The sequence below is a fragment of the Streptomyces sp. NPDC048349 genome, assembly GCF_040651925.1.
In the GTDB taxonomy this organism is placed as follows: domain Bacteria; phylum Actinomycetota; class Actinomycetes; order Streptomycetales; family Streptomycetaceae; genus Streptomyces.
Genome location: NZ_JBEZLA010000047.1, coordinates 24,024 through 48,650, shown reverse-complemented (window position 1 = coordinate 48,650; position 24,627 = coordinate 24,024). Strand labels below are relative to the sequence as shown.

The 24,627-nt window shown below is 71.9% G+C and carries 24 protein-coding genes and 1 tRNA gene; 20 read left to right on the top strand and 5 right to left on the bottom strand.

Annotation, left to right across the window (positions count from 1 at the left end):
• The first annotated feature begins 89 nt into the window (after positions 1-89).
• Positions 90-578 (top strand): SRPBCC family protein, encoded by a 489-nt coding sequence (locus AB0D44_RS24120; RefSeq protein ID WP_362594555.1) that lies wholly within the window; start codon positions 90-92, stop codon positions 576-578.
• 38 nt (positions 579-616) lie between these two features.
• A tRNA-Val gene (locus tag AB0D44_RS24115) sits at positions 617-688 on the top strand.
• 83 nt (positions 689-771) lie between these two features.
• Here AB0D44_RS24115 and AB0D44_RS24110 read toward each other — a convergent pair.
• Positions 772-1,497, bottom strand: a complete 726-nt coding sequence (locus tag AB0D44_RS24110; protein WP_362594553.1) for a 3'-5' exonuclease — start codon at positions 1,495-1,497, stop codon at positions 772-774.
• Positions 1,498-1,704: 207 nt separating this feature from the next.
• Between AB0D44_RS24110 and AB0D44_RS24105 the strand changes: the two genes are divergently transcribed.
• A complete protein-coding gene (locus AB0D44_RS24105) occupies positions 1,705-2,307 on the top strand; it encodes a DUF4365 domain-containing protein (protein ID WP_362594551.1) in 603 nt (200 codons plus the stop codon).
• The gene (locus AB0D44_RS24100; protein ID WP_362594549.1) at positions 2,307-3,527 is read left to right on the top strand and encodes a hypothetical protein; all 1,221 of its coding nucleotides are present in this window, start codon (positions 2,307-2,309) and stop codon (positions 3,525-3,527) included. Before AB0D44_RS24105 ends, AB0D44_RS24100 begins: the two co-directional genes overlap by 1 nt.
• Positions 3,528-3,542: 15 nt before the next feature.
• Here the strand turns inward: AB0D44_RS24100 and AB0D44_RS24095 are convergent, their stop codons facing one another.
• Positions 3,543-4,010, bottom strand: a complete 468-nt coding sequence (locus AB0D44_RS24095; protein ID WP_362594547.1) for a GNAT family N-acetyltransferase — start codon at positions 4,008-4,010, stop codon at positions 3,543-3,545.
• A 497-nt stretch (positions 4,011-4,507) separates the two neighbouring features.
• Here AB0D44_RS24095 and thrS point away from each other — a divergent pair, with 497 nt between their 5' ends.
• Both thrS and AB0D44_RS24085 read left to right on the top strand, forming a co-directional pair.
• Complete coding sequence (gene thrS, locus AB0D44_RS24090; RefSeq protein ID WP_362594545.1) at positions 4,508-6,484, top strand: threonine--tRNA ligase; 1,977 nt, start codon at positions 4,508-4,510, stop codon at positions 6,482-6,484.
• A gap of 70 nt (positions 6,485-6,554) precedes the next feature.
• Positions 6,555-7,115, top strand: a complete 561-nt coding sequence (locus AB0D44_RS24085; RefSeq protein WP_362594543.1) for an HIT domain-containing protein — start codon at positions 6,555-6,557, stop codon at positions 7,113-7,115.
• 39 nt (positions 7,116-7,154) lie between these two features.
• On the opposite strand, the gene AB0D44_RS24080 is transcribed toward AB0D44_RS24085, so the two are convergent.
• The 3 genes from AB0D44_RS24080 to AB0D44_RS24070 form a co-directional block, all read right to left on the bottom strand.
• Positions 7,155-7,556, bottom strand: a complete 402-nt coding sequence (locus tag AB0D44_RS24080; protein ID WP_362594541.1) for a DUF1992 domain-containing protein — start codon at positions 7,554-7,556, stop codon at positions 7,155-7,157.
• Positions 7,557-7,600: 44 nt separating this feature from the next.
• A complete protein-coding gene (locus tag AB0D44_RS24075; RefSeq protein ID WP_362594539.1) occupies positions 7,601-9,268 on the bottom strand; it encodes a hypothetical protein in 1,668 nt (555 codons plus the stop codon).
• A gap of 141 nt (positions 9,269-9,409) precedes the next feature.
• Positions 9,410-11,605 (bottom strand): elongation factor G-like protein EF-G2, encoded by a 2,196-nt coding sequence (locus AB0D44_RS24070; protein WP_362594537.1) that lies wholly within the window; start codon positions 11,603-11,605, stop codon positions 9,410-9,412.
• A gap of 323 nt (positions 11,606-11,928) precedes the next feature.
• Here AB0D44_RS24070 and pgsA point away from each other — a divergent pair, with 323 nt between their 5' ends.
• The 14 genes from pgsA to AB0D44_RS24000 all read left to right on the top strand — a co-directional run bounded on the left by pgsA (position 11,929) and on the right by AB0D44_RS24000 (position 24,432).
• Entirely contained in the window at positions 11,929-12,594 is a 666-nt protein-coding gene (gene pgsA, locus AB0D44_RS24065) for a phosphatidylinositol phosphate synthase (RefSeq protein WP_362594535.1), read from the top strand.
• Positions 12,594-13,505 (top strand): phosphatidylinositol mannoside acyltransferase, encoded by a 912-nt coding sequence (locus AB0D44_RS24060; protein WP_362594533.1) that lies wholly within the window; start codon positions 12,594-12,596, stop codon positions 13,503-13,505. The genes pgsA and AB0D44_RS24060 overlap by 1 nt, the downstream gene beginning before the upstream one ends.
• Positions 13,505-14,674, top strand: coding sequence for a glycosyltransferase family 4 protein (locus AB0D44_RS24055; RefSeq protein ID WP_362594531.1), 1,170 nt, complete (start codon positions 13,505-13,507; stop codon positions 14,672-14,674). The genes AB0D44_RS24060 and AB0D44_RS24055 overlap by 1 nt, the downstream gene beginning before the upstream one ends.
• A gap of 133 nt (positions 14,675-14,807) precedes the next feature.
• Complete coding sequence (locus AB0D44_RS24050) at positions 14,808-15,350, top strand: hypothetical protein (protein WP_362594529.1); 543 nt, start codon at positions 14,808-14,810, stop codon at positions 15,348-15,350.
• A gap of 125 nt (positions 15,351-15,475) precedes the next feature.
• Positions 15,476-16,393, top strand: coding sequence for a pyridoxal 5'-phosphate synthase lyase subunit PdxS (gene pdxS, locus AB0D44_RS24045; protein ID WP_030706266.1), 918 nt, complete (start codon positions 15,476-15,478; stop codon positions 16,391-16,393).
• A gap of 5 nt (positions 16,394-16,398) precedes the next feature.
• The gene (gene pdxT, locus AB0D44_RS24040; RefSeq protein ID WP_362594527.1) at positions 16,399-16,992 is read left to right on the top strand and encodes a pyridoxal 5'-phosphate synthase glutaminase subunit PdxT; all 594 of its coding nucleotides are present in this window, start codon (positions 16,399-16,401) and stop codon (positions 16,990-16,992) included.
• Positions 16,993-17,049: 57 nt separating this feature from the next.
• On the top strand, positions 17,050-17,802 hold the full coding sequence (locus AB0D44_RS24035) for a YebC/PmpR family DNA-binding transcriptional regulator (protein ID WP_362594525.1): 753 nt from the start codon (positions 17,050-17,052) through the stop codon (positions 17,800-17,802).
• A 126-nt stretch (positions 17,803-17,928) separates the two neighbouring features.
• A complete protein-coding gene (gene ruvC, locus AB0D44_RS24030) occupies positions 17,929-18,465 on the top strand; it encodes a crossover junction endodeoxyribonuclease RuvC (RefSeq protein ID WP_362594523.1) in 537 nt (178 codons plus the stop codon).
• On the top strand, positions 18,462-19,094 hold the full coding sequence (gene ruvA / locus AB0D44_RS24025; protein WP_362594521.1) for a Holliday junction branch migration protein RuvA: 633 nt from the start codon (positions 18,462-18,464) through the stop codon (positions 19,092-19,094). The genes ruvC and ruvA overlap by 4 nt, the downstream gene beginning before the upstream one ends.
• Positions 19,095-19,182: 88 nt before the next feature.
• On the top strand, positions 19,183-20,241 hold the full coding sequence (gene ruvB, locus AB0D44_RS24020; protein WP_362594519.1) for a Holliday junction branch migration DNA helicase RuvB: 1,059 nt from the start codon (positions 19,183-19,185) through the stop codon (positions 20,239-20,241).
• A 165-nt stretch (positions 20,242-20,406) separates the two neighbouring features.
• The gene (yajC, locus tag AB0D44_RS24015; protein ID WP_362594517.1) at positions 20,407-20,853 is read left to right on the top strand and encodes a preprotein translocase subunit YajC; all 447 of its coding nucleotides are present in this window, start codon (positions 20,407-20,409) and stop codon (positions 20,851-20,853) included.
• Positions 20,854-21,010: 157 nt separating this feature from the next.
• Positions 21,011-22,819, top strand: coding sequence for a protein translocase subunit SecD (gene secD, locus AB0D44_RS24010; RefSeq protein ID WP_362594515.1), 1,809 nt, complete (start codon positions 21,011-21,013; stop codon positions 22,817-22,819).
• 3 nt (positions 22,820-22,822) lie between these two features.
• Positions 22,823-23,878, top strand: a complete 1,056-nt coding sequence (gene secF, locus AB0D44_RS24005) for a protein translocase subunit SecF (RefSeq protein ID WP_362594513.1) — start codon at positions 22,823-22,825, stop codon at positions 23,876-23,878.
• An 11-nt stretch (positions 23,879-23,889) separates the two neighbouring features.
• Positions 23,890-24,432 carry an adenine phosphoribosyltransferase gene (locus tag AB0D44_RS24000; RefSeq protein ID WP_362594584.1) on the top strand — a complete coding sequence of 181 codons (543 nt, stop codon included), beginning with the start codon at positions 23,890-23,892 and terminating at the stop codon, positions 24,430-24,432.
• The last annotated feature ends 195 nt before the right edge of the window (positions 24,433-24,627 follow it).

Below are 24,627 nucleotides of genomic sequence, written 5' to 3'. Positions count from 1 at the left end.
CATGGGTGTGCGTACTCAGATCCGCCCTGAGTACGCACGGTCCGGCGGAACGGGGCGTACCGGGGCCCGATGCGGGCCAGACTGGATCCATGGACCGCAGCCGCTGGGACCGCTGGAGCCGCTACCGCTTCCGCAGCGTGTGGGACCTCGACGCCCCGCCCGCACGCGTCTACGCCGTACTGGAACGCCCGGGGGACTACCCGCACTGGTGGCCCCAGATCCGCCGGGTCGAGCCGGTCGACGACCGCACCGGCACCGCGACCGTCCGCTCCGTCCTGCCGTACGCGCTCCGGGTGACCGTCGCCGAACTGCTGCGCGACCCGGTCCGCGGCGTGCTGGAGGTGTCCCTGCACGGCGATCTCGAAGGCTGGGCCCGGTGGACCGTAAGGCCCCGCGCCGGAACGGGCCGCGCGCGCACCCGCGCGCTGTACGAGCAGGAGGTCGAGGTGCGCCGGCCCCTGATGCGGCGCCTGGCGCTGCCCGGACGGCCCGTGTTCCGGCTCAACCACGCCCTGATGATGCGGGCCGGGCGGCGCGGCATCGAGACCCGGCTGGCCGCGTCGCCGGAAGCGGTTTGAACCAGCCCCAAGGCTTCTGTATTGTTCAGTGCGTTCCCGGGCGATTAGCTCAGCGGGAGAGCACTTCGTTCACACCGAAGGGGTCACTGGTTCGATCCCAGTATCGCCCACCGGGAGAGGCCGGTCCGTCATCCGACGGGCCGGCCTTCCGCATGTCCGGCACCCGGGACGTTGGTCCTGCGCCGCCTGCGTTCTACGCCGCCGTCGACAGGCCCGGCCGCAGCGGCCAGTGCGGATCCACCGGCTCCGGCGTCCCCTGCCGCGCGAACCACGCCTGCAGCCCCCGCGCCTGCGCCGCGTGCCACACCGCCTGCAGCGTGTGCAGTTCGGCCGGCGACAGCCGCTCCAGACGGGCCGCGAACCGGCGCCCCACCGCCCGTACGAGCTCCAGCGAGGCCAGTGCGTCCGCCGCCGCGTCGTGCGCGCCCTCCAGCTCTATCCCGTAGTGCGCGCACAGGTCCGTCAGGGTCCGGCGGCCCTTGCGGTAGCGGTCCAGGTGCTTGTCCAGCACCCGCGGATCCAGCACCGTCAGCGGCCGGTTGTCCAGATACCGCGTCAGCGACGACGCCCGGTGCCGACGCAACTCCCGGTCCAGCAGCGTCAGATCGAAGGGCGCGTTCATCACCACCACCGGCCGGCCCGCCACCTGCTGCTCCCCGAGGCCGCGGGCTATCTCCTCCACGACGGGTGCCGGCCAACGCCCGTGGCGCTGGAGGTGCTCGTCGGTCAGGCCGTGCACCTCCGTGGCCCCCGGGGGCACCGGGATGCCGGGATTGACCAGCCAGCGCGTGGTGCGCACCCGCCCGCCCGCGCACTCCTGCACGACGAGCGCGGCGGACACGATCCGGTCCTCCTCGACGTCCACCCCGGTCGTCTCCGTGTCGAATGCGGCCAGCGGGCCCTCGTACCAGCGTGTCATGGCGAACTCCTCGTCCCCGATCGGCAGATGGGGCGCACCCGGAACACGCCACCCTTGCCCGCATCGGTGATACCCGGGCTGTTTGCCCCGTACGCCGTTTGCCGCGACCCGCATGCGGAGACAACACCCTTGGGGGGCCGTGCACATGACCGGTCGTCACCCCACCCACCACCCACGGCAGAGCCCGCAAGGCATGGGGAGCCGGCCATGGCGCTCACACGGCCCGAACAGGGCGGGGTGCTGGCGGGGCAGATCGATCCGCGCGCCGGCACGCCGGGCGGGGCGCGGAGCGGACCGCTGCGCGGCGCACTCGCCACCACCGCCTGCATGGAGACCCTCCAGGTGGGATACCTGCACGCCGTCGCCGCCGCGGCCGGCTGCTCGCTGTCCCAGCCCTTTCCGGACAACGGCATCGACTGGCACGTCAGCCACGGCGCCCCCGAACACGTCGTCGACGACGAGGTCACCATCAAGGTGCAGTTGAAGGCGACCTACCAGATACCGCCGCGGCCGGCCGGGCCCACCTTCGGCTTCACCCTGGACAACGAGCACCTGGTGAAGCTGGCCCGCACCCCGGTCGCCGTCCACAAGATCCTCGTCGTGATGCTCGTCCCGCGGGAGCGCGACCAATGGCTCGCCGCCGGACACGACCGGCTCGACCTGCGGCACTGCTGCTACTGGACCAACCTCGCCGGACACCCCGTGACCGGCCGGCGCCGGACCACCGTACGGATCCCGACCTCGCGGATCTTCGACGACCGTGCGCTGTGCGAGATCATGACCCGGGTCGGGTCGGGAGGGACACCCTGATGAACTGGCACGCACCGCACCCCGAACCCTTGTCGTCCGCGGGCTTCTCCTCCGGGACGCCCGACCCCGCGCACGTCGACCCGGCGGTGCTGGGCGCGCTGCTGCACCGGCACGGCTGGCTGCGGCGCGGCGGGGCCGCCGGACGCTACGGGCGCTGGACCCCGCCCGCCGCCCCTGCCGCGGGCACCGGGGGCACCAGCCTGCTCGTCCCCGAGAGCCGCAGCTTCCCCGACTGCGCCGACCTGCTGGAGGAGGCGCTGACCGCGCTCTCGCGCAGCGCGCTGCCGTCGGCGCGGGAGGTGCTGTACGGGCTGAGCCTGCCCAGTGACGAGGTCCGCTGGGAGCGGGAGATCCCCGAAGGGGCGTACGGGCTGCGGGGCGAGGCCGACTGGACGGTGCAGGAACAGCTGCGCTCGGCCGCCCGCAGGCTGCTGCTGGCCGGGGCCCTGGCCGACCGGGAGCGGGCCGGGTACTACGGGGCCCGGCACCGGGCGAAGGCCGAACGGGCCCTGGAAGGGGTCCTGGTGGGGCCCTGTCCCGGCGGGCGCCGGCTCACCGCCTTCGTCCCGGTGGACGGCGGGCGGGGGACGGTGACCCGGCTGCACCACGCGCTGCACGCGGCGCGCGAGGCGGTGGACTACCGGCGGGCCACGGGCGGCATGGACGCCTTCGACGCGGCCGTGCGGGCCGGGGTCAGCCGGGAGCTCGCCGATGCGCTGATCGCGCTGGTCCGCGGCTCCGAGGGGGCCCGGGTCGCGCTGGCCTGGGCTCCGGCGGCGGGGGTCCCGGCGGGGTGCGCGGCCCGCCCGGAGCCGGTGGAGTTCTCGCCCGGCGACCTGCCGGTGCTCCGCGAGGCCGCCGCCCGCTACACCCGGACCGAGCCGGCGGTGGCGGTCCGGCTCGCGGGCGCGGTGGTACGGATGCGGCGCGCGGCGGCGGGCGGCGGGGGCACGGTCCGGCTGCGGGTCCTGGCGGGGGCGGAGATCCCGTACGTCCGGGTCGCGCTGGACGAGGAGGCGTACCGGGTCGCGGGGCACGCGCACCTGGTGGGGCTGCCGGTCCGGGTCAGCGGGCGGCTCCAACGGCGGGGCGGGTTCCGCCGGCTGACGGATGCGGCCGACGTGGCGCCGGTGCCGTTGGACGAGGTCGAGCGGGACCGGCTGATGAAGTCGCTGGACGACTCGTTCGACCCCGCGGACGCCCTGCCGGGCGACGAGTGAGCGCGGCCGCGGTCCTCAGGCGCCGGTGGTGAACGAGGCCATGACCAGGCCCGGGGCGGGGGAGAAGTCCGGGCCACGGGTGAAGCCGGTGCGGGTGTAGAGGGCCACGGCGGGGCTGTTGGCGGCGCCCGTGGTGACCGTGACGGGCCGGCCGGGGAAGAGCTCCGTCAGCGCGTGGCGCAGCAGCCGGGAGGCGATGCCGCGGCGGAACCGGGCGGGGTCCACGCAGAGCCGGTCGATCCCGACGCCGCCGGCCTGCTCCTCCCAGGCGAGGAACCCGGCGATCTCCCCGCCGCCGGACACCGCCCCGACCCAGTGCAGGGCACGCCCCCGCATCTGCTCGAGGCTCTCGCCCAACGCCGGAATCCCCCCGAAGCCGATCAGCTCCGCCTCCACCGCGTACGCGGCCAGCCCGACCCGGTGGACACCGGCCGCGGTGTCATCGTCGCTCAGGTCCAGGGGTCGGATCTCCGGCTCGTCCATCCGCCCACCCTACCGACGCCACCCCCGCCCGGCGGCGCCGGTCCAGGACCGCCCCCGCCCTCCGGTCCGGGGCCCAGGGCCCGCCGGGCGCACCGAACCCACCCCCGACCCGCCCGCGCCGGTCGACCATGGCCGGACCGTCCCACATACGCCCTCGCCGGAGCCGGCCCGAGGCTTCGGGTGGGGTGGGGACACTCCGGGGCGTCCCCGCAGGCCGAGCGAACCCACCGCCGACCAACGGGCCGGTCGGGCTGAGGGTTCGCGAGCCGAGGAGACGCCCCGGAGGGGCCCCGCCCCACGACCCGCCTGCGTGCGGCCGGTGCGGGGCCGCGGTGCGATGCCGACCGCCAGGGCATCCGGCGGTCGGGGCCCGGGTGGGCGTGCTCGAGGGGCCCGGGCCGGACCGGGGGGTAACCGTTTAGCGGCGCAGCCACTCCGCTCGGTACGATTCACGCGCGCAGTGTTCGCTCGCGCACCCCCTGAGTCAGGAGAGACCGGTGTCAGACGTCCGTGTGATCATCCAACGCGATTCCGAGCGGGACGAGCGCGTGGTGGCCACGGGCACTACGGCGGCGGAGCTCTTCGCCGGCGAGCGCACCATCGTCGCCGCGCGCGTCGCGGGCGAGCTCAAGGACCTCGCGTACGAGGTGCAGGACGGCGAGACCGTCGAACCGGTGGAGATCTCCTCCGAGGACGGCCTGAACATCCTGCGCCACTCGACCGCGCACGTCATGGCGCAGGCCGTGCAGGAGCTCTTCCCCGAGGCCAAGCTGGGCATCGGCCCGCCGGTCCGGGACGGCTTCTACTACGACTTCGACGTGGCCCGGCCCTTCACTCCGGAGGACCTGAAGGCCATCGAGAAGAAGATGCAGGAGATCCAGAAGCGCGGGCAGAAGTTCGCCCGCCGCGTGGTCACCGACGAGGCGGCCCGCGAGGAGCTCGCCGACGAGCCCTACAAGCTGGAGCTCATCGGCATCAAGGGCTCCGCGTCCACCGACGACGGCGCGAACGTCGAGGTGGGCGGCGGCGAGCTGACCATCTACGACAACCTCGACGCGAAGACCGGCGAGCTGTGCTGGAAGGACCTCTGCCGCGGTCCCCACCTGCCCACCACCCGCACCATCCCGGCCTTCAAGCTCATGCGCAACGCCGCCGCCTACTGGCGCGGCAGCGAGAAGAACCCGATGCTCCAGCGCATCTACGGCACCGCGTGGCCGTCGAAGGAGGAGCTGAAGGCCCACCTCGACTTCCTCGCCGAGGCCGAGAAGCGCGACCACCGCAAGCTCGGCAACGAGCTCGACCTGTTCTCCATCCCGGACGAGATCGGCTCCGGCCTCGCCGTCTTCCACCCGCGCGGCGGCATCATCCGCCGGACCATGGAGGACTACTCGCGCCGCCGGCACGAGGAGGAGGGCTACGAGTTCGTCTACTCCCCGCACGCCACCAAGGGCGCCCTCTTCGAGAAGAGCGGCCACCTGGACTGGTACGCGGAGGGCATGTACCCCCCCATGCAGCTCGACGGTGGTACCGACTACTACCTCAAGCCCATGAACTGCCCGATGCACAACCTGATCTTCGACGCGCGCGGCCGCTCCTACCGCGAACTTCCGCTGCGCCTGTTCGAGTTCGGCACCGTGTACCGGTACGAGAAGTCGGGCGTCGTGCACGGCCTGACCCGCGCCCGGGGCTTCACCCAGGACGACGCGCACATCTACTGCACCCGTGAGCAGATGGCGGAGGAGCTCGACCGCACGCTCACCTTCGTGCTGAACCTGCTGCGCGACTACGGTCTGACCGACTTCTACCTGGAGCTGTCGACCAAGGACCCGGAGAAGTTCGTCGGCTCGGACGAGGTCTGGGAGGAGGCGACCGCCGTCCTCCAGCAGGTCGCCGAGAAGCAGGGCCTCCCGCTGACCCCCGACCCGGGCGGCGCGGCCTTCTACGGCCCGAAGATCTCCGTGCAGGCGCGGGACGCCATCGGCCGTACCTGGCAGATGTCGACCGTCCAGCTGGACTTCAACCTGCCGGAGCGGTTCAACCTCGAGTACACCGCCCCGGACGGCTCGCGCCAGCGCCCGGTCATGATCCACCGCGCGCTGTTCGGCTCCATCGAGCGGTTCTTCGCCGTACTGCTGGAGCACTACGCGGGCGCCATGCCGCCGTGGCTCGCCCCGGTCCAGGCGGTCGGCATCCCGATCGGCGACGGGCACGTGGAGTACCTGCAGGAGTTCGCCGCCGCGGCGAAGAAGCAGGGTCTGCGGGTCGAGGTGGACGCCTCCTCGGACCGGATGCAGAAGAAGATCCGCAACCACCAGAAGCTCAAGGTCCCCTTCATGATCATCGTCGGTGACGAGGACATGGCCGCGGGCACCGTCTCCTTCCGCTACCGCGACGGTTCGCAGGAGAACGGCATCCCGAAGGACGAGGCGCTCGCCAAGCTGGCGAAGGTCGTCGCGGACCGCGTCCAGGTCTGATCCGTGACGAGGGGCCCCCGGAAAGTGATCACTTTCCGGGGGCCTTCCTCGTACGCGCAGGCGAGGTCATATGCTTGCCGCCATGACGACTGAGCCGGAGCAGCAGATCGGGGTGGGCACGCAGGACGCGTTCCAGCGTCTGTGGACGCCCCACCGGATGGCCTACATCCAGGGGGAGAACAAGCCGACCGGCCCGGAAGCCGGGGACGGCTGTCCCTTCTGCGGGATCCCGGAGATGTCGGACGAGGACGGACTGGTCGTCGCCCGCGGCCGGCACGTCTACGCGGTGCTGAACCTGTACCCGTACAACGGCGGCCACCTGATGGTCGTCCCGTACCGGCACGTCGCCGACTACACCGAGCTCGACGCCCCCGAGACGGCCGAGCTGGCCGACCTCACCAAGCGGGCCATGGTCGCGCTGCGCAAGGCCTCCGGCGCGCACGGTTTCAACATCGGCATGAACCAGGGCGCGGCCGCCGGGGCCGGCATCGCCGCGCACCTGCACCAGCACATCGTGCCCCGCTGGGGCGGGGACACGAACTTCATGCCGGTCGTCGGGCACACCAAGGTGCTGCCCCAACTCCTGGCGGACACCCGTCAGATGCTCGCCGATTCCTGGCCGACGGGCTGACGGACCCGGGGACCGACGGGCCGACGGACCGGATCCGGTCTACGCGGTGCGCGCCGCCCGCCGCGCGCGCAGCACGTCCTCGACGTCGAACTCCGTCAGACGGAGCGGCGGCCCCTGCGGGGGCATGCGCAGGGCCGCGCGGATCTTCTCGTTGATCTCGGTGAGGATCTCCCGCGCCTGGCGCTCGGAACGGGCCGCGAGGGCCGCCTCCCTCGCGTCCTCGGCCTCCTTGCGGAGCGCGAGGGACGGGGGCAGGGCCGAGAACCCCTCGCGGTGCAGCTTCCCCTTGATCCACCACAGTTCGTCGTAGGGGGCGTCGAGCGAGGGCAGCGGCTTGCCCCGACCCGGCAGGTTCTCGAAGTCGCCGCGGTCGGCGGCCTCCCTGATCTGCCGGTCCACCCAGGACTCGACGTCGACACCAGGCGGCTTGCGCTCGGTCATCGTCCCTCCTCGGCCTCGGCGGGCTGTCGCGGTACTCAGCCTACCTATGCGTCGTACACGTCCGCCTTGCGCGGTGCGGGCTCCTGGATCAGGCCGCTCATGATCGAGGAGCGGTTGGTGAAGCGCTCGGTGTCGACACCGTTCTCCTCCAGCACCCTGAAGGTGGCGGCGTGCACCGCGCGCAGGACCGGAGCCACGGTGCGCAGCGCGTCGTCCGCCATGAAGCGGTGGCGCCACATCGACCCGGCCCACACGTGCCGGACGCCGAACGGCTCGGGCAGCACCAGCTTGCCGCCGAAGAAGTCGAGGATCGGCGGGTACCAGGTCAGCGGGGCCCGTACGGCCAGCCGTACCACCTCCTGCGTGGTCACCAGCGGCAGCGGGCGCTCCACGGTCTCCCAGAAGCGGATGCTCTTGGGCACCTCGACCACCGGGGCCGCGGACTTCGTGGTGAACAGGCCGTTCACCGGACCCAGGGCGTGCGCGGTGACGTCCACCCGCAGCGTCTTGTAGAGCACGGTGACCGTCACCAGCATGGTGATGACGAGCTGGCCGTCCCACAGCGGGTACTGGATGCCCAGGTAGTGCCGGTTGCCGGCGCTGAACTGCTGCTCGTTGCAGATCCGGGTGATCTCGTGCGGCTTGATCAGGAAGTTGTCGGTGTTCTCGCCGGTGGGGCGGGCCACCTCCGCGGCACCCTCGCCGATCGGGGTGACGATCCAGTGCTGGATCGCGGCGGTCGGGAAGCCGCCGGTGTGCAGCGGGCCGCGCTCCAGCTTGCGCAGCTCGGCGTCGACGGCGCGGATGACGTCCCAGCTGCGGAAGGGGTGGATCTCGGCCCCGTCGTTCTTGGGAACCAGCTCCTCGGCCATCTGCCAGCTGCCCCAGCGGGTGCCCATGCCGAGGATGCCCTTGGGGCCCGCGTAGAAGACGTGGTTGCTGCGGTCCTCGGCGGTCAGCTTGGCCAGCTGGTGGCGCAGGTCCTCGCGCGCCTTCTCGTCGGGGTTGCCCGGTACGGCCTCCGGGATCTTGGCGCCGATCCCGTCGCCGGCCAGCAGCCCGTCCCAGCGCGAGCGCAGGTCGGCGGCGGTGGCCTCGCAGATCCGGCGGGCGAACAGCCAGCCGATGGCCGGGGCGATGATCATGCCGCGCAGGTAGAAGCCGGCGAAACCGCTGAACGGCAGCCTGAACATCAGGACGGCCGCCAGGACGGCCACGCCGACCAGGAGCGCGGTACCCATCCAGGACGAGCGCTTGCCCTCGCCGGAGGCCAGGCTCTTGCGGAGCTGGAACAGGCCCAGCCACAGCAGCAGGCCCGGGAGGAACAGCACGCCGCAGACCAGCATGATCAGGCGGAGCTTCTTGTCGCGCTCCTTGCGGATGCGGGACGCGGCCAGGCAGTGCTCGACGACCGTCTGCGGGTCGGTCCCGAAGGACTGGATCAGCGGTTTGCGGCCGGGGGCCAGGGTGCGGGCCTCGACGGCCCGGCAGAAGGCCTCGCCGAGGTTCGGCTCGAAGAGGGAGATCTTCGGCGGCTTGACCGTGGCGGGGTGGTTCTCGCTGGTGGCCTTGAGTATGGACTCCAGCTTCGTGTCCTTGCCGCCGTCGCGGTAGGCGGCGGAAGCCAGTGCGTTGGTCGCCGCGGTCTGTCCCCCGCCGCCCTGGAGCGGGATCTGCGCCCCGGGCCTGAAGTCGAATCCGTCGTCCGCCACCGCTGCCCCCATCGCTGTGCGTTCGTGCCCTTTGGTGCGCCGATGAGCCTATCGGGCGATCTCACCCCATGGTCATGGGACAGGGAAATGCCGCCCACCGCAACCGGGTTGGGTGGACGGCGTCTCCCGACGTCATGTCAACTACGTTCCCTTCTCCACCTGTTCACGCACCTTGTCGGCGATCTGGGGCGGCATGGGTTCGTGGCGGGCGTAACTCCTGGCGAAGCGGCCGGTGCCGTGGGACACGGAGCGCAGCTCGACGGCGTAGCGGCCGATCTCGATCTCGGGGATCTCGGCGCGCACCCGCGTGCGCCCCGGCCCCGCCTGTTCGGTTCCGACGACCCGGCCGCGGCGGCCCGCGAGGTCGCTCATGACGGGGCCGACGTACTCGTCCGGGACCAGGACGGAGAGCTCGGCGACGGGTTCCAGGAGGTGGATGCGGGCCTCGGCGGCGGCCTCGCGCAGGGCGAGGGCGCCGGCGGTCTGGAAGGCGGCGTCGGAGGAGTCCACCGAGTGCGCCTTGCCGTCGAGGAGGGTGATGCGGACGTCGACCAGGGGATATCCGGCGGCGACCCCGCGGGCGGCCTGGGTGCGCACGCCCTTCTCCACGGAGGGGATGAACTGGCGCGGCACGGCCCCGCCGACGACCTTGTCGACGAACTCGATCCCGCTGCCGGGCGGCAGGGGCTCGACCTCGATCTCGCAGATGGCGAACTGGCCGTGGCCGCCCGACTGTTTGACGTGCCGGCCGCGGCCCGCCGCCTTCGCCCCAAAGGTCTCGCGCAGGCTCACCCTGTGCGGCACGGCGTCGACCTGGACGCCGTAGCGGGTGCGCAGCCGCTCCAGCGCGACGTCCTGGTGCGCCTCGCCCAGGCACCACAGGACGACCTGGTGGGTGTGCGGGTTCTGCTCCAGCCGCATCGTCGGGTCCTCGGCGACGAGACGGGCCAGGCCTTGGGAGAGCTTGTCCTCGTCGGCCTTGCTGTGGGCCTCGATCGCGAGGGGGAGCAGCGGGTCGGGCATGGCCCAGGGCTCCATGAGGAGCGGGTCGTCCTTGGCGGAGAGCGTGTCGCCGGTCTCGGCGCGGGTCAGCTTGGCCACGCAGGCGAGGTCGCCCGCGATGCACCGGGTGAGGGTGCGCTGCTGTTTGCCGAAGGGGGAGCTCAGGGCGCCGATCCGCTCGTCCACGTCGTGGTCCTCGTGGCCCCGGTCCGCGAGGCCGTGGCCGGACACGTGCACGGTCGCCTCGGGCAGCAGGGTGCCGGAGAAGACGCGCACGAGGGAGACGCGGCCGACGTACGGGTCCGAGGAGGTCTTGACGACCTCGGCGAGGAGGGGACCGGCGGGATCGCAGGTGACGGCGGGGCGCGGGGAGCCGTCCGGTGCGGTGACGGCGACCGCGGCGCGCTCCAGGGGGGTGGGGAAGCCGCCGGTGATCAGTTCGAGGAGTTCCACGGTGCCCAGGCCCTGTTTGGCACCCTCGGCGGCGGGCGCCGCCATCAGGACGGGGTGGAAGGTACCGCGGGCCACGGCGCGCTCCAGGTCGTCGACGAGGGTCTTGATGTCGATGTCCTCGCCGCCGAGGTAGCGGTCCATGAGGCTCTCGTCCTCGCTCTCGGCGATGATCCCCTCGATCAGGCGGGAGCGGGCGCCGGAGATCAGGGCGAGCTCGGCGGGGTCCGGATCGCGTTCGGTGCGCTCGCCGGAGGCGTACTCGTAGACGCGCTGGGAGAGCAGGCCGAGGAGGCCGGTCACCGGGGCGTGGCCGTCGGGGCCGGCCGGGCCGTGCAGGGGGAGGTAGAGCGGGATGACGGCGTCGGGGTCGTCGGCGCCGAAGATCTCGCCGCAGATGTTCGCCATCTGCGCGTAGTCGGCGCGGGCGGCCTCCAGGTGGGTGACGACGATGGCCCGCGGCATGCCGACGGCCTCGCACTCGTCCCAGACCATGCGGGTGGCGCCGTCGATGCCGTCGGAGGCCGAGACGACGAAAAGGGCCGCGTCCGCGGCGCGCAGACCGGCCCTGAGCTCTCCGACGAAGTCGGCGTATCCGGGGGTATCCAGGATGTTGATCTTGATTCCGCCCCATTCGACGGGGACGAGGGACAGCTGGACGGAGCGTTGTCGGCGGTGCTCGATCTCGTCGTAGTCGGAGACCGTGGCGCCGTCCTCGACGCGTCCGGCCCGGTTGACCGCTCCGGCGGTCAGGGCGAGGGCCTCGACCAGTGTGGTCTTGCCGGATCCGCTGTGGCCGACCAGCACGACGTTCCGTACGGAGGAGGGGCGGTCGGCCGTCAGTGCCCTGCCGGCGGCTCCGGCTTGGTGTGAGGTGGCTCCCATGATTCTCGTGCCTCCCGGTGGTGACGGTGAGGAGGGTGGGTTCCTGCGAGGGGACTGCGTCCTTCGGGTTCCTTCACGGAGGGAAAGGGGGCTCTTCGAGCTTTGCACTGGTGTCACACCGCGTCCATATGTCGCGCCCCGGCACGTACCGCAGGACGTACGGATGCCGTGGCGGAGCCCGCGGGAGACCGTCCGTGGCCTGAAGTGCGCCCTGCGCGGTGCGAACCGGTGGGTGCGCGGCGTGCGGGGGGCGGCGTGCTGGCTACGATGGGCCAGCCGGTGGCCGTGGTGGCCGTGCGGCCCAGCGACCCTCCGGGAAGGCCATGCTGAACAAGTACGCGCGTGCATTCTTCACGCGTGTTCTCACGCCATTCGCCGCTTTTCTGCTCCGGCGGGGGGTGAGCCCGGACGCGGTCACCCTGATCGGCACGGCCGGAGTGGTGGCGGGAGCGCTGGTCTTCTTCCCCCGGGGAGAGTTCTTCTGGGGCACGATCACCATCACCCTCTTCGTCTTCTCCGACCTGGTGGACGGGAACATGGCCCGCCAGGCCGGCGTCTCCAGCCGGTGGGGCGCCTTCCTCGACTCCACCCTCGACCGGGTGGCGGACGCGGCGATCTTCGGCGGGCTCGCGCTCTGGTACGCGGGCTCCGGAAACGACAACGTGCTGTGCGCGGTGGCGATCTTCTGCCTGGCCAGCGGCCAGGTGGTCTCGTACACGAAGGCGCGCGGCGAATCGATCGGCCTGCCGGTCGCCGTCAACGGGCTGATCGAACGCGCCGAGCGGCTGGTGATCTCGCTGGTCGCGGCCGGCCTGTCCGGGCTGCAGACCTTCGGGGTGCCGTCCTGGATCGGGGTGCTGCTGCCGATCGCGCTGTGGATCGTGGCGGTCGGCTCGCTCGTCACGCTGATCCAGCGGGTGGTCACCGTACGCCGCGAGTCGGCCGAGGCGGACGCCGCGGCGGCCGCCGCCGAGGGCGGCGCGGCCTGATGGGGGCGGTGCAGGACAAGCTGGTCGACGGGCTGTACGGACTGGGCTGGGCGGGCGTGAAGAAGCTCCCCGAGCCGGCCGCGGTGGCCCTCGGACGCAAGATCGCGGACGTGGCGTGGAAGCGGCGCGGCAAGAGCGTGCTGCGGCTGGAGTCGAACCTGGCCCGCGTCGTACCGGACGCGACGCCGGAGCGGCTGCGCGAGCTGTCGCAGGCGGGCATGCGCTCGTACATGCGCTACTGGATGGAATCCTTCCGGCTGCCGGCCATGGACGCCCGGAGGTTCGCCGAGGACGTGCGGCTCGAGGACGAGCACATCCTGCGCGAGGCCATCGCCTCGGGGCGCGGGGTCGTCGCCGCCCTGCCGCACCTGGCCAACTGGGACCTCGCCGGGGCCTGGGTCACCGGGCACGTGGGCGTGCCCTTCACCACGGTCGCCGAGCGGCTCAAGCCCGAGAGCCTCTACGACCGCTTCGTGGCCTACCGCGAGAGCCTGGGCATGGAGGTGCTGCCGCACAGCGGCGGCGCCGCCTTCGGGGCCCTCGCGCGCCGGCTGCGCTCCGGCGGCCTGGTCTGCCTGGTCGCGGACCGCGACCTGTCGGCCTCCGGCGTCGAAGTGGACTTCTTCGGCGCGGCGGCACGCATGCCGGCCGGGCCGGCGCTGCTGGCGCAGCAGACGGGGGCGGTGCTGCTCCCGGTGACCCTGTACTACGGGGAGTCACCGAAGATGTACGGGCGGATCCACCCCGCGGTGGACGTACCCGCCACCGGGACCCGGACCGAGAAGACCGCCGCCATGACCCAGGCCCTGGCGGACGCCTTCGCGCAGGGCATCGCCGAGCACCCGGAGGACTGGCACATGCTGCAGCGGCTGTGGCTGGACGACCTGACCGACCAGGGGGAGCGCCCGTAGTGAAGATCGGCATCGTGTGCCCGTACTCGTGGGACGTGCCGGGCGGCGTCCAGTTCCACATCCGGGACCTGGCCGATCACCTGATCCGCCTCGGCCACGACGTCTCGGTCCTGGCCCCGGCGGACGACGAGACCCCGCTGCCGCCGTACGTGGTCTCGGCGGGGCGGGCCGTCCCGGTGCCCTACAACGGCTCCGTCGCCCGCCTCAACTTCGGCTTCCTCTCCGCCGCGCGGGTCCGGCGCTGGCTGCACGACGGCACCTTCGACGTGATCCACATCCACGAGCCGGCCTCCCCCTCGCTGGGACTGCTGTCCTGCTGGGCGGCCCAGGGCCCGATCGTGGCGACCTTCCACACGTCGAACCCGCGCTCGCGGGCGATGATCGCGGCCTACCCGATCCTCCAGCCGGCCCTGGAGAAGATCAGCGCCCGGATCGCGGTGAGCGAGTACGCCCGGCGCACGCTGGTCGAGCACCTGGGCGGGGACGCCGTCGTGATCCCGAACGGGGTCGACGTGGACTTCTTTGCGGCAGCGGAACCGCAGCCCTCCTGGTCCGGCCAGACGCTGGGCTTCATCGGCCGCATCGACGAGCCGCGCAAGGGCCTGCCGGTGCTGATGGCGGCCTTCCCGAAGATCGTGGCGGCCTGCCCGGACGTACGGCTGCTCGTCGCGGGCCGCGGTGACGAGGAGGAGGCGGTGGCCTCCCTGCCGGCCGAGCTCCGCTCCCGGGTCGAGTTCCTCGGCATGGTCTCCGACGAGGACAAGGCGCGGCTGCTGCGCAGCGTCGACGTGTACGTGGCCCCGAACACCGGCGGCGAGAGCTTCGGCATCATCCTGGTCGAGGCCCTCTCGGCGGGCGCGGCGGTCCTGGCGTCCGACCTGGACGCCTTCGCGCAGGTCCTGGACCAGGGCGGAGCCGGCGACCTCTTCGCCAACGAGAACGCCGACGCCCTCGCGGACGGGGCGATCGCCCTGCTGCGCGACCCCGCCCGGCGCGCGGAACTCAGCGCCCGCGGTTCCGCGCACGTGCGCCGCTTCGACTGGTCCACGGTCGGCGCGGACATCCTGGCGGTCTACGAGACGGTCACGGACGGCGCGACGGCGGTCGCCACGGACGAACGCGTCCCGCTCCGCACCCGGCTGGGCTTCTCACGCGACCCCTCCGCCTGACCCCCGGCCCCCGGCCGGCCGCACCGAGCGGTGACCGGCCGGGCGGGCCCGCCGCCGGGGGCCCGCGCGCAGAGCCGCCGCTCGGGAGGCCGACCGAGCAGGCGGCCCGCCAGGAAGGGTAGTGTCGCCGCCCGTGATCGAAACCCTTGTCTGGATTGCCCTGGCGCTCGGTGTCATCGGGGTCTACCTCAGCTGGACCGCCGGCCGGCTGGACCGGCTGCACTCGCGGATGGACGCCGCACGGGCCGCGCTGGACGCGCAGCTCGTGCGGCGGGCCTCCGTGGTGGTGGAGGTGGCCACCTCCGGAGTGCTCGACCCCGCCTCCTCCCTCGTGCTGTACGAGGCCGCGCACGCGGCGCGGCAGGCCGAGGAGGAGCACCGGGAGGTCGCCGAGAGCGAGCTCAGCCAGGCACTGCGCGCCGTGTTCGCCGACGCCGACCAGGTCGAGGTGCTGAAGGCGGCGCCGGGTGGGGCGGAGGCCGCCGAGGAGCTGGCCGCGGCCGTGCGGCGGGTGCCCATGGCGCGCCGGTTCCACAACGACGCCGTCCGGGCCGCACGGGCCCTGCGCCGGCACCGCAAGGTGCGCTGGTTCCGGCTGGCCGGACACGCGCCCTTCCCGCTCGCCTTCGAAATGGACGACGAGCCCCCGGCGGATCTCGCGGAGAGGCCGGTCTAGGGCCGCCGGGGATAATTGAAGGGGCCACTAGCTCCACATTGGCCCTTGTAGTGGACTGGTCCGTGCGGTTTCCTCGGCCGAGTAGTACCAGTAGCACCCGTCTTCCTTTCGAGTGAGGTCAATCCGTGAGCACGCTTCCCACCTCCCCCCAGTCCGCTGAGTCGGCCATCGGCACCTCGCGCGTCAAGCGCGGCATGGCCGAGCAGCTCAAGGGCGGCGTGATCATGGACGTGGTCAACGCCGAGCAGGCGAAGATCGCCGAGGACGCCGGCGCCGTGGCCGTCATGGCCCTCGAGCGGGTCCCCGCCGACATCCGCAAGGACGGCGGCGTCGCGCGCATGTCGGACCCGAACATGATCGAAGAGATCATCGAGGCCGTCTCGATCCCCGTCATGGCCAAGTCCCGCATCGGCCACTTCGTCGAGGCCCAGGTCCTGCAGTCCCTCGGCGTCGACTACATCGACGAGTCCGAGGTCCTGACCCCGGCCGACGAGGTCAACCACTCCGACAAGTGGGCCTTCACCACCCCCTTCGTCTGTGGGGCCACCAACCTCGGCGAGGCCCTGCGCCGCATCGCCGAGGGCGCGGCCATGATCCGCTCGAAGGGTGAGGCCGGCACCGGCAACGTCGTCGAGGCCGTCCGCCACCTGCGCCAGATCAAGAACGAGATCGCCCGCCTGCGCGGCTACGACAACAACGAGCTGTTCGCCGCCGCCAAGGAGCTGCGCGCCCCGTACGAGCTCGTCAAGGAAGTTGCCGAGCTCGGCAAGCTCCCCGTCGTCCTGTTCTCCGCCGGTGGCGTCGCCACCCCGGCCGACGCCGCCCTGATGCGCCAGCTCGGCGCCGAGGGCGTCTTCGTCGGCTCCGGCATCTTCAAGTCGGGCGACCCGGCCAAGCGCGCCGCCGCCATCGTGAAGGCCACCACCTTCTACGACGACCCGAAGATCATCGCGGACGCGTCCCGCAACCTGGGCGAGGCCATGGTCGGCATCAACTGCGACACCCTCCCCGAGGCCGAGCGCTACGCCAACCGGGGCTGGTAACCAGCATGAGCAACCCCCCCGTGATCGGTGTCCTGGCCCTCCAGGGCGACGTACGGGAGCACCTGATCGCCCTGGCCGCGGCGGACGCCGTGGCCAGGCCGGTCCGGCGTCCCGAGGAGCTCGCCGAGGTCGACGCCCTGGTGATCCCCGGCGGCGAGTCCACGACCATGTCCAAGCTCGCCGTGCTGTTCGGCATGCTCGGGCCGCTGCGCGAGCGCGTGGCCGCCGGCATGCCCGTGTACGGCACCTGCGCCGGCATGATCATGCTCGCCGACAAGCTGCTGGACGGCCGTGAGGACCAGGAGACCCTGGGCGGCATCGACATGATCGTGCGCCGCAACGCCTTCGGCCGCCAGAACGAGTCCTTCGAGGCGGAGATCGACTTCGCGGGCGTCGACGGCGGCCCGGTCCAGGGGGTCTTCATCCGCGCCCCGTGGGTCGAGTCCGTCGGCGGCGGCGCCGAAGTGCTCGCCACCTACGACGGCCACACGGTCGCCGTGCGCCAGGGCAACGTCCTCGCGACGTCGTTCCACCCCGAACTGACCGGCGACGACCGAGTCCACGCGTACTTCGTCGACATGGTGCGCGCGGGGCTGTAATCAGGTCCCGGTAGGATCGGTGACGAACACTGTTGGTTACGCGAAGGAGACAGGCGGATGTCCGGCCACTCTAAATGGGCTACGACGAAGCACAAGAAGGCCGTGATCGATGCCAAGCGCGGCAAGCTCTTCGCGAAGCTGATCAAGAACATCGAGGTCGCGGCCCGTATGGGCGGTGCCGACATCGACGGCAACCCGACTCTCTTCGACGCCATCCAGAAGGCCAAGAAGAGCTCGGTCCCGAACAAGAACATCGACTCCGCGGTCAAGCGCGGCGGCGGTCTCGAGGCCGGCGGCGCCGACTACGAGACGATCATGTACGAGGGCTACGGTCCCAACGGTGTCGCCGTGCTCATCGAGTGCCTCACCGACAACCGCAACCGCGCCGCGTCCGACGTGCGGGTCGCCATGACCCGCAACGGCGGCTCGATGGCCGACCCGGGCTCCGTCTCGTACCTGTTCAACCGCAAGGGCGTCGTCGTGCTCCCCAAGGGTGAACTGACCGAGGACGACGTCCTGGAGTCGGTGCTCGAGGCCGGTGCCGAAGAGGTCAACGACATCGGTGAGTCCTTCGAGGTCATCAGCGAGGCCACCGACCTGGTCGCGGTCCGTACCGCGCTCCAGGAGGCGGGCATCGACTACGACTCGGCCGAGGCCAGCTTCGTCCCCTCGATGCAGGTCGAGCTGGACGAAGAGGGCGCGCGCAAGATCTTCAAGCTGATCGACGCCCTCGAGGACAGCGACGACGTGCAGAACGTCTTCGCCAACTTCGACGTCTCGGACGAGGTCATGGAGAAGGTCGACGCCTGATCCGGGCGGCGAACGCGACGAAGGGCCGACAGGACACACCCTGTCGGCCCTTCGCTTTGGCCACATTGTCAGTGGGTCCCGATACCCTGCACGAACACGGACATGTGATCGAGGATGGGGGGGCAGGTGCGCGTACTGGGTGTGGACCCGGGCCTGACGCGATGCGGTATCGGCGTCGTCGAGGGTGTCGCCGGCCGCCCCCTGACCATGCGCGGGGTGGGGGTCGTACGGACGCCCGTGGACGCCGAGTTGGGGGACCGGCTCGTCGCCATCGAGCAGGGCGTCGAGGAATGGCTCGACAACCACCGGCCCGAAGTCGTCGCCGTGGAACGGGTGTTCAGCCAGCACAACGTCAGCACCGTGATGGGCACCGCCCAGGCGAGCGCCGTCGCCATGCTGTGCGCGGCCCGGCGCGGGATACCGGTCGCCCTGCACACGCCGAGCGAGGTCAAGGCCGCCGTCACCGGCAGCGGCCGGGCCGACAAGGCGCAGGTCGGGGCGATGGTGACCCGGCTGCTCAGGCTGGACGCACCGCCGAAGCCGGCCGACGCCGCCGACGCCCTCGCCCTGGCCATCTGCCACATCTGGCGGGCCCCCGCCCACAACCGCCTCCAGCAGGCGGTCGCCCTGCACGCTTCTGGCTCGAAAGGCCGTACCCGATGATCGCCTTCGTCAGCGGCGCCGTCGCCGCGCTCGCCCCCACCCTGGCCGTGATCGAGGTCGGGGGAGTGGGCATGGCCGTGCAGTGCACCCCGAACACCATCGCCGGCCTGCGGACGGGCGAACAGGCCCGGCTGGCCACCTCGCTGGTCGTACGGGAGGACTCGCTCACCTTGTACGGCTTCGCCGACGACGACGAGCGGCAGGTCTTCGAACTGCTCCAGACCGCGAGCGGGGTGGGGCCGAGGCTGGCGCAGGCGATGCTCGGGGTGCACAGCCCGGACGCACTGCGGACGGCCGTGTCGACGGGTGACGAGAAGGCCCTGACGGCGGTGCCGGGGATCGGCAAGAAGGGCGCCCAGAAGCTGCTGCTGGAGCTGAAGGGCAAGCTGGGCGCTCCGCTCGGTTCGAGCGGGCTGGTGGGAGCGCAGCGGGCCGCCGCGACGGGGCCGGCTCCCTGGACGGAACAGCTGGCCGCGGCCCTGATCGGCCTGGGCTACGCCTCCCGGGAGGCCGAGGAGGCCGTCTCCGCGGTGACCCCGCAGGCCGAGGCGGCCATCGCCTCCGGCGGTTCGGCCCCCGTTCCCCAGCTCCTGCGAGCCGCCCTCCAGTCCCTGAACCGAGCCCGCTGACGGTGCCGGCCGTCTCCTGGGGCGGAGCCCCAGCAGGCGGGCCCCGCACGACACACCACCGTACGAACCGAGAAGGCAGACTGACACCGTGAACTGGGACGACGAGAGCGAGCGCATTGTCGCGCCGGCCGCCGACGGGGAAGACACCGCCGTCGAGGCGGCGCTGCGTCCCAAGGACCTCGAGGAGTTCGTCGGCCAGGAGAAGGTCCGCCAGCAGCTGGACCTCGTCCTCAAGGCGGCCAAGCAGCGCGGCGCCACGGCCGACCACGTCCTGCTCTCCGGCGCACCCGGCCTCGGCAAGACCACCCTCTCGATGATCATCGCGGCCGAGATGGGCGCGCCCATCCGCATCACCTCCGGTCCCGCCATCCAGCACGCCGGAGACCTCGCCGCCATCCTCTCCTCCCTCCAGGAGGGCGAGGTCCTCTTCCTCGACGAGATCCACCGCATGTCCCGGCCCGCCGAGGAGATGCTCTACATGGCCATGGAGGACTTCCGCGTCGACGTGATCGTCGGCAAGGGGCCGGGGGCCACCGCGATCCCGCTGGAGCTGCCCCCGTTCACCCTGGTCGGGGCGACCACCCGGGCCGGCCTGCTGCCGCCCCCGCTGCGCGACCGCTTCGGATTCACCGGGCACATGGAGTTCTACGCCCCCGAGGAGCTGGAGCGCGTCATCCACCGCTCCGCCCGCCTCCTCGACGTCGAGATCGACGCTGCCGGCGCCGCCGAGATCGCCGGCCGTTCCCGCGGGACCCCGCGCATCGCCAACCGCCTGCTGCGCCGTGTCCGCGACTACGCCCAGGTCCGCGCCGACGGTGTGATCAACCGCGAGGTCGCCGGTACCGCCCTCCAGGTGTACGAGGTGGACGCGCGCGGCCTCGACCGGCTGGACCGGGCCGTCCTGGAGGCCCTGCTCAAGCTCTTCGGCGGCGGGCCGGTGGGCCTGTCCACCCTCGCCGTCGCCGTCGGCGAGGAGCGGGAGACCGTGGAGGAGGTCGCCGAGCCCTTCCTGGTCCGCGAGGGCCTGCTCGCGCGCACCCCCAGGGGGCGGGTCGCGACGCCCGCCGCCTGGTCCCACCTGGGACTCGTGCCGCCGCAGCAGCACGGGAGCGGATCAAGCGGACAACAGGGCTTGTTCGGGGCCTGACGGCGCGGAGGTTCGCACCCTCAGGAACTGCGGTGCCATGCTGGGCGTTGTTCCATCGGTGCGGACTCGCCTAGACTCCGCCGATGCCGACCTTTCGGGTCGGCATGCCCACCCCCGTAGAAAAGGCCGCCGTCCGCGTGCGGTCGTGCGAAGGATCTCCGTCCCGTGAATCTCGTGACACTCCTCCCGTTCATCGTGCTCATCGGGGCGATGTTCCTGATGACCCGATCCGCGAAGAAGAAGCAGCAGGCGGCCGCGCAGATGCGCGACCAGATGACGCCCGGCACCGGGGTCCGCACCATCGGCGGCATGTACGCCACGGTGAAGGAGATCGGCGACGACACCGTCACCCTCGAGGTGGCTCCCGGCGTCCACGCGATCTACGCGAAGAACGCCATCGGCGCCGTCCTCGAGGACGCGGAATACAACCGCATCGTCCACGGCACCACCGATGATCTGACCATCGACACGCCGGTCGTCCCCGACGACGCCTCTTCCCTCACCGGGAAGGACGCGGACGAGACCCCCAAGCTCGACCTCGGCAAGAAGGACGAGCCGAAGGACGACGAGCCCAAGGACGGCAAGGCGGACGGCGAGCCCGGCGCGAAGTAGCGCGCGGGCCGGGGACCGCGGGGCCGCCTGATCGGCGGCCGTCGCGGTCCCGGGCAGCCATCCACTTCTGCGGGGGGCAGGGGTCCCCACCACACATTTTCGTGGCCGTCCGCGCGCTGACCCGGCGCGGGGCGGTTGGACAGGGAGAAACGACAAGGTGGCAGCACCGAAGAAGGGCCGGCGGCCCACGGGGGCTCAGGGGAGGCCGGGGCGCGCCCTGGCGATCATCCTGATCGCGATGGTGGCGCTCACCGCGGGGATGTTCCTCTCCAAGCAGACGACTCCCCGGCTGGGCATCGACCTCGCCGGCGGCACGAGCATCACGCTCAAGGCCAAGAGCGAGCCGGGCAAGCCGGACGCGATCAACGAGACCAACATGAACACGGCGGTCGGCATCATCGAGCGCCGCGTCAACGGTCTCGGCGTGTCGGAGGCCGAGGTCCAGACACAGGGCCGCGACCACATCATCGTGAACATCCCCAAGGGGACGAACGAGCAGCAGGCGCGCGAGCAGGTCGGTACCACCGCCCAGCTGTACTTCCGCCCGGTCCTCGCCTTCGCCGACGGCGCCCCCGCCGCCCCGGAGGGCACCCAGAGCCCGAGCCCCTCGGCGAGCGGCTCCGGCGCTCCCAAGGCCGAGGACGGCAAGTCCCCGTCGGCCACCCCGTCGTCCAGCGCCACTTCCCAGGGCCGTGCGCTCAGCGAGGGCCTCAAGGCCCCGAACGCACCCACTCCCACCCCCTCGGGTAGCGAGTCGAAGAAGGCAGACGACACCAAGGCCGCTCCGACCCCCTCGGGTCCCGCGTCGGGCGCACCCTCGCCGTCCGCGCCCCCGTCGGCCGACGAGACCGCGGCCGCCGGCCTCCAGGAGGCCTTCGCGAAGCTGGACTGCACCAACGAGGAGCAGCGCGCCGCCGCCGGCAAGGGCGCCAAGCCCACGGACCCGATGGTCGCCTGCGGCCAGCGCGGCGCCGCCTGGGGCAAGTGGATCCTCGGCCCGGCGCAGGTCGACGGCCAGGACGTCAAGGACGCCAAGGGCATCGTCGACCCGCAGCGCGGCATGTGGATCGTCACGATGCAGTTCACCGACAAGGGCGCCGACAAGTTCGCCAAGATCACCGGTGAGCTCGCCACCAAGCAGGCCCCGCAGAACCAGTTCGCGATCGTGCTCGACGGCCAGGTCATCTCCGACCCGTCCGTCAGCCAGGCGCTGACCGGCGGCAACGCCGAGATCTCCGGCGGCTTCACCCAGCAGTCCGCGCAGGACCTGGGCAACATGCTCTCGTACGGCGCCCTGCCGCTCTCCTTCAGCGAGGACAGCGTCACCACCGTCACGGCCGCGCTCGGCGGCGAGCAGCTGAAGGCCGGCCTGATCGCCGGTGCCATCGGCCTGCTGCTCGTGGTGATCTACCTGCTGGTGTACTACCGGGGCCTGGCGTTCGTCGCCATCATCAGCCTCCTGGTCTCCGCGATCCTCACGTACACGATCATGGCGCTGCTCGGAAAGGGCATCGGCTTCGCGCTGAACCTGCCCGCCGTCTGCGGTGCGATCGTGGCGATCGGCATCACGGCCGACTCGTTCATCGTGTACTTCGAACGCATCCGGGACGAGATCCGCGAGGGCCGCACCCTGCGTCCGGCCGTCGAGCGTGCCTGGCCTCGTGCCCGGCGCACCATCCTGGTCTCCGACTTCGTGTCGTTCCTGGCGGCCGCGGTGCTGTTCATCGTCACCGTCGGCAAGGTGCAGGGCTTCGCCTTCACGCTGGGTCTGACCACCCTGCTCGACGTGGTCGTGGTGTTCCTCTTCACCAAGCCGGTCATGACGCTTCTGGCGCGCACGAAGTTCTTCGCCAGCGGCCACCCGTGGTCCGGGCTGGACCCGAAGCGGCTCGGCGCCAAGCCGCCGCTGCGCCGGTCCCGCCGCACCGGTTCCGCACCCGCCCCCGTCGACGCAAAGGAGGCGTGAGAGATGTCGAAGCTGGGAGATCTCGGCGCCAGGCTGTACCGCGGTGAGGTCGGCTACGACTTCGTCGGCAAGCGCTTCATCTGGTACGGCGTTTCCATCCTGATCACCATCACGGCGATCGCGGCCCTGGCCATCCAGGGCCTCAACATGGGCATCGAGTTCAAGGGCGGTGCCGTCTTCACCACCCCGAAGACGGCCGTCTCCGTCGCCAAGGCGACCGAGGACGCGGAGAAGGCCTCCGGCCACGACGCGATCGTCCAGGAGCTCGGCACCGGCGGCCTGCGGATCCAGATCTCCGGTCTGGACACCGACGCCGCGACCGACGTGAAGAAGCAGCTCGCCACGGACCTCAAGGTCACCGAGGCCGACATCAACGCGGACCTGGTCGGCCCCAGCTGGGGTGAGCAGATCGCCAACAAGGCCTGGACCGGCCTCGGGATCTTCATGGTCCTCGTGGTGATCTACCTGGCCATCGCCTTCGAGTGGCGGATGGCGGTCGCGGCGCTGATCGCCCTGGTCCACGACCTCACCATCACCGTCGGCATCTACGCGCTGGTCGGCTTCGAGGTCACCCCGGGAACGGTCATCGGTCTGCTGACGATCCTCGGTTACTCGCTCTACGACACCGTCGTCGTCTTCGACGGTCTCAAGGAGGGGTCGAAGGACATCACCAAGCAGACCCGCTACACCTACAGCGAGATCGCCAACCGCAGCATCAACGGCACGCTCGTCCGCTCGATCAACACCACGGTCGTGGCGCTGCTCCCGGTGGCGGCCCTGCTGTTCATCGGCGGCGGCCTGCTGGACGCCGGCATGCTGAACGACATCTCGCTGTCGCTGTTCGTCGGCCTGGCGGCCGGTGCGTACTCCTCGATCTTCATCGCGACCCCGCTGGTCGTGGACCTCAAGGAGCGCGAGCCGGCGATGAAGGCCCTGAAGAAGCGGGTGCTCGCGAAGCGGGCGGCCGCGGCGGCGAAGGGCGAGTCCGCGGACGAGGGTTACGACTCCGAGGACGAGCCGCAGGTCGCGGCGCAGGGCCGGCCGGGGCGGCGCCGGTGACGGCGTCGCCGCTGACCGAGGACGTCCGCGAGCTGCTGCTCAGCCGGATCAAGGACGTGGCGGACTACCCGAAGCCGGGCGTGATGTTCAAGGACATCACACCGCTGCTGGCGGACGCCCGGGCGTTCGCGGCGCTGACGGACGTGCTGGTGGAGCTGGCCGGGCGGTACGGCGCGACGAAGATCGTCGGGCTGGAGGCGCGCGGGTTCATCCTGGCGGCTCCGGTGGCCGTACAGGCCGGCATCGGCTTCGTGCCGGTGCGCAAGGCCGGGAAGCTGCCGGGGGCGACGCTGGCGCAGTCCTACGAGCTGGAGTACGGGACCGCGGAGATCGAGGTCCACGCGGAGGATCTGGCGGCCGGTGACCGGGTCATGGTCATCGACGACGTCCTGGCGACGGGCGGCACCGCCGAAGCCTCGCTCTCGCTCATCCGGCGCGCCGGGGCCGAGGTCGCCGGCGTCGCGGTCCTGATGGAGCTGTCGTTCCTCCCGGGGCGGGCCAAGCTGGCCGGTTCCCTGGCGGGGGCTCCGCTGGACGCGCTGATCGTGGTCTGACCACCTTGCTTGCCGAGCGGCGGGCACCCGGGACATCCCTGGGTGCCCGCCGCTTCCGTTTCCGCTGCGGGCCGGTCGCCGGGGCCGGCCGCAAGGCCCCCGCGCCCCACGCGCCGGCGGTGCCGGCTCTCCCCGCGGCGGTGCCCCACACCCCGGCGGCGCCGGATGCGGCTGAGCCGCGCCCGTACGTGCGGA